This window comes from Caballeronia sp., assembly GCF_049581465.1.
In the GTDB taxonomy this organism is placed as follows: Bacteria; Pseudomonadota; Gammaproteobacteria; order Burkholderiales; family Burkholderiaceae; genus Caballeronia.
In genome coordinates this window covers 1-4,619 of sequence record NZ_JBAUSA010000626.1, presented here as the reverse complement: position 1 = coordinate 4,619, position 4,619 = coordinate 1, and the positions used below count along the sequence as shown (strand labels likewise).

Sequence of the window (4,619 nt, the reverse complement as noted above, 5' to 3'; positions counted from 1 at the left end):
ACCCGGCGGCCCACGTGATGCGCGCATCGACAAACCCGCTCGCACCCACACCCCCGAGCGCCACCGACGACCCGATCGCCAAGTTCGCCAACGGCGGCTATTGATCCGCGACGACCAATCGATATTGCGCAACGGCACACACGCCACGCCGTCTGCTATCTTGTCTCGATAACGATCAATGGTCGAATCGACCGCGACAGGAGCGCAACATCATGGAATTGGGACTCGCCGGCAAAGTCGTGCTCATCACGGGCGGCAGTAAAGGAATCGGCTTCGCGTGCGCGCGGGCTTTTGCAGCAGAAGGTGCGCGCGTCGCGATCGTTTCACGCGATGCAGCCAACCTCGCTCGCGCGCGAGAACTACTTTCGGCCGAGGGGTTCCACGTTCACCTTGCCCGCGCCGACCTTCACGAGGCCCATAGCGCGCAAGACGTGGTGGAAGAAGCGACGGCGGCGCTCGGCCCGATCGACATCCTCATCAACAGCGCCGGCGCGGCGAAGCGCTACGACCCCGATCTCCTCGATGCCGCCGCCTACAAGGCCGCGATGGAAGCGAAGTACTTCCCTTGCATCTACCCGCAGCAGGCGGTACTCAAGCAGATGGCCGAACGGCGGAAGACCCAGCCCGACGCTGCGCCGGGTGCGGTCGTGAATATCATCGGAATGGGTGGGAAGATCGCGAGCGATATCCATATCGCGGGCGGCGCCGCGAATGCCGCGTTGATGCTGGCGAGCGTCGGGCTTGCGCATCACTACGCGAAACTCGGGATTCGCATCAACGCGATCAATCCCGGCGCCACGCTGACCGAGCGCGTGGAAGAAGCGCTCGCGCTTGAAGCGGAGAGAATGGGCATTTCGCGCGATGAGGCGTTGGCAAGGGGGCAAGCAAACGTACCGCTCGGGCGATACGCCAAGCCAGAGGAAATCGCCGATGTGGCGCTCTTCCTGGCAAGCCGCCGCGCGAGTTATGTATCGGGCGCGATCATTGCAATGGACGGCGTGTCCGCGCCGCTGATTTAGTGGGCTTGCCCAGCACGCGGGTTTCGGGCTTGCAAGCTCACGCAAAGCCCGAAAGCCCCTTCCCGCGCGCAAAGACTCAAAGGAACCGATGCCCCAGCCACCAACCGGCGGCCGCGATCATCGCAGAAGCCGGAATCGTCAGGACCCACGCCCAGACGATATTCCCCGCCACGCCCCAGCGTACGGCGCTGAACTTTTGCGTAGCACCGACCCCGACGATCGCGCCCGTAATGGTGTGTGTCGTCGAAACCGGAATACCAAGAAACGACGCCACGAACAACGTGATCGCCCCTCCCGATTCGGCGCAAAACCCGCCGACAGGCTTCAGTTTCGTGATCTTCTGGCCCATCGTGCGCACGATACGCCAGCCGCCGAATAGCGTACCGAGTCCCATCGAGAGGTAGCACCCGCCGATCACCCAGAGGGGTGGCGCGTCGGCGGACGCGGAGACGTAACCGGCTGCGATCAACAGCATCCAGATGATGCCGATGGTTTTTTGCGCGTCATTACCGCCGTGTCCCAGGCTGTAAAGCCCCGCCGACACCAGTTGCATTCGCCTGAACCTTCGGTCCACCTTGGAAGGCGGCGTGCGGAAATACAGCCACGAAACCCCCAGCATGAAGGCCGATCCGAGCACGAAACCCAGCAGCGGCGAAATAAAGATGAACGCGACCGTCTTGAGCAGACCATCCATGTTCCATGAATGCCAACCGGATTTGGCCCACGCCGAACCCATCAAGCCGCCGATCAGCGCGTGCGACGAACTCGATGGAATACCGTAATGCCAGGTGACAATGTTCCAGCCGATCGCCCCGACGAGCGCCCCAAAAATCACGTATTGGTCGATGATTTCGGGATCGATCGTGCCTTTGCCTACGGTTGCGGCCACCTTCAGATGGAAGATGAAATACGCGATGACATTGAACGCGGCGGCGAAAGCGACCGCTTGTTGCGGCTTGAGGACGCCGGTGGAAACAACCGTTGCGATGGAGTTGGCGGCGTCGTGGAAGCCGTTCATGAAGTCGAACACCAGCGCGACCACAACCAGTGTAATGACGGCCCAGAGGGCGAGTTGAATCGAATGCATCGTTTATCGAGTGAATGGCTGGGCTGAATTCAGGCGTTTTCCAGCACGATGCCTTCGATGATGTTTGCAACGTCTTCGCACTTGTCAGTGATCGTCTCGAGCATTTCATAGATCGCCTTCAACTTGATCAGCGTCTTGACGTTGTCTTCCTCGCGGAAAAGTTTCGACATGGCTGAACGCAGCACGCGATCCGCGTCGGACTCAAGACGGTCGATTTCCTCACAAACCTTGAGGATTTCGCGGGCACGCTTCATGTCCCCGAGAAGCGAGACGGCGTGCTGCACGCGTTCGCAAGTCGCCGTGCAAATGTGGGCAAGCTGGCACATTTCCGCAGTCGCTTCACGCACGTCGTACAGTGAAATTGCGGTGGCGACGTCTTCCATCAGGTCGAGGATGTCGTCCATCGTCGTGATGAGCTTGTGGATTTCGTCGCGATCGAGCGGCGTGATGAAGGTCTTGTGCAGCAGGTCGATGGTTTCGTGCGTCAGTTTGTCCGCACGTTTTTCATTGGTCTGGACATTCTGTTTGTGAACCTCCACGTTGTCCATATTGTCGATCAGCAGTTCGAGTTCGTGGCTCGCGTCGACGATGCACTTTGCGTGCGCGTTGAAGATTTCGAAGAATTTGCCCTCGGTGGGCATGAAACGACCGAACATACAAGCTCCAATCGAGCAATTTTATTGTATAAAATCAACGATTTACACGAATCGCCGAAAACTTAGAGCCGGTTCATACGAATTCTGTACGAAAACTCGGTTCGCAACAGCCCATTGTGACAGGCCGATGACAAGCGGGATTCTATCGGAAAACCGTCCGCACAATGGTGTCCGACGGGTCGCTCGATCAACCGTCAGGGGGGTGCCCATAAACACGGCAAAGACCGTTCGGACCGACCGCGTCCCGGCAACCAACCCAGGGAATTCCCCTAGGTCGGTTTTATCGCTTTCCCATCAAATCGCCCTTCAGCCGCCTTCGATCCACGCCGTAAACCAAGAGCGTGGACGACCTCTGCGTCCGCATCATTCTAAAAACCCGTGACAACCCATCTCACCGACGTCAACCCGTTTGCCTCCGGGATCGACCATCAACACTTCACCACGCTCAACGAAGCGCCAAAACGGCAGATGCTCGCCTGGCGCGACCGGCTCAGCCATAACCTTGACGTGCCGGTTACGCGGGCGCAAGTAGCCGATGGATTCCGCGGCACGATCGACAGTTATCGTGCCAAGGACTTGATGTTCCTGGACTCTCAAACCGATCCGGTGCAACAGACACGCTCGGTGGCGAGAATTTCGACCGACACCATGCGCGACTACGTTTTCCATGTACTCATGGAGGGAAGTGTCGAAACGGTGACGGGCTTGTACCCGCAACGCAAGTCCCTGCAAACCGTGCCAGGCATCCTCGCGCTGGACATGAACCAGCCGATGACCATGGTGCGCCCCGCCGTCCGGGTGCTGGCGTTCTTCCTGCCGCGCGCGATGGTGGAGGCCGTCCTTCCGGGCGCGGAATCGATTCATGGTCGCGTTGCTGACTACACGTCTCCGCTCGCGCGCATGATCCCCGCTCAATTGGCCGCGCTCTGCCGGAACCTGCCCACCATGAGGCCGGTCGAGGCGCACCGCGCCTTACGCACCTGTGCCTACCTGATCGTGGCCGCTTTCGGCAAGCAGACGGGCTTGAGCGGGAATGTGCGTGCGGCAGCTCGCGCAGCCATGTTCGACACGGCACGACGCTATATCGAGGCGAATCTGCATGAGGCGGAACTCTGCCCCGAAGGCGTGCTCAATGCCTCGCAATTGCGTCGCCCCACTTTGTATCGCCTGTTTGAGCACGAGGGCGGCCTCGCTACCTATATTCGTAACCGCAGGCTGCGTGAAGCCGCCGATGAACTGCTTCGGTTTCAGAACAAGGCGGTAGTCGAGATCGCTTACGGGCTCGGGTTCAAGAGTCAGGCCGATTTCAACCACGCATTTCGCCGTGCTTACGACATGTCGCCGCGCGACTTTCGCGCGGGACGGTCATAGGACCGGCGAAATGCGCGCCCGCGTTCAGCCTCGCGCGGCCGCCCCCAGCAGACCGCTCCAGCCGCTGGCAGCCACGTGGCTTTGAAGTTCGTCTCCGATACCTTTGCTCCAGTCCGGTTCGCCGTCCTTGCGAGGCCGCGGATTGATTGGCTTGCGACGGGTGAGGCCCTGGGCGTGGGCCAGGTAGCCGGCCATGGACTTGTCGTCAGCCCGCAACGGGAAGAACTTGAAGCCGCTCTTTCTCATGTAGTCGACTGAGTACCGTTTCAGGCGGGTGAAGTAGGCATCGCCAATATCGAACTCCTTGCGCCCACCTGACAAGGCGGTGGACTGGGCGCCGTCGGCGTCGAACAGCTTGATCAGCGTCATCAGGCTGCCGCCGAGTCCGGAGTTGAGGGACAGCATGGGAATCAGCGGGCTGGCCTTGCAGCCCTCCAGGAAAAAGGCGGTGAACTCCTGGGTGTCCGTGATGATGGAGCCTTGCTG

4 protein-coding genes and 1 pseudogene are annotated in these 4,619 nt (G+C 60.2%); 2 read left to right on the top strand and 3 right to left on the bottom strand.

All coding sequences use genetic code 11. From position 1 onward, the window contains the following. Window positions 1-212 precede the first annotated feature (212 nt). Window positions 213-1,019: an SDR family oxidoreductase gene (locus WCA53_RS15245; protein ID WP_423911756.1), complete on the top strand. Its 807-nt coding sequence runs from the start codon at window positions 213-215 to the stop codon at window positions 1,017-1,019. A gap of 76 nt (window positions 1,020-1,095) precedes the next feature. Here the strand turns inward: WCA53_RS15245 and WCA53_RS15240 are convergent, their stop codons facing one another. Together WCA53_RS15240 and WCA53_RS15235 are read right to left on the bottom strand one after the other, a co-directional pair. Then, on the bottom strand, window positions 1,096-2,106 hold the full coding sequence (locus WCA53_RS15240) for an anion permease (protein WP_423911753.1): 1,011 nt from the start codon (window positions 2,104-2,106) through the stop codon (window positions 1,096-1,098). 29 nt (window positions 2,107-2,135) lie between these two features. Beyond that, complete coding sequence (locus WCA53_RS15235; protein ID WP_423911750.1) at window positions 2,136-2,762, bottom strand: DUF47 domain-containing protein; 627 nt, start codon at window positions 2,760-2,762, stop codon at window positions 2,136-2,138. Window positions 2,763-3,140: 378 nt separating this feature from the next. Here WCA53_RS15235 and WCA53_RS15230 point away from each other — a divergent pair, with 378 nt between their 5' ends. Then, window positions 3,141-4,133, top strand: coding sequence for a helix-turn-helix domain-containing protein (locus tag WCA53_RS15230; RefSeq protein ID WP_423911747.1), 993 nt, complete (start codon window positions 3,141-3,143; stop codon window positions 4,131-4,133). Between the two features lie 24 nt (window positions 4,134-4,157). On the opposite strand, the pseudogene WCA53_RS15225 reads toward WCA53_RS15230, so the two are convergent. Next, window positions 4,158-4,619 (bottom strand): annotated as a pseudogene (locus WCA53_RS15225) (hypothetical protein); the annotation flags it as partial.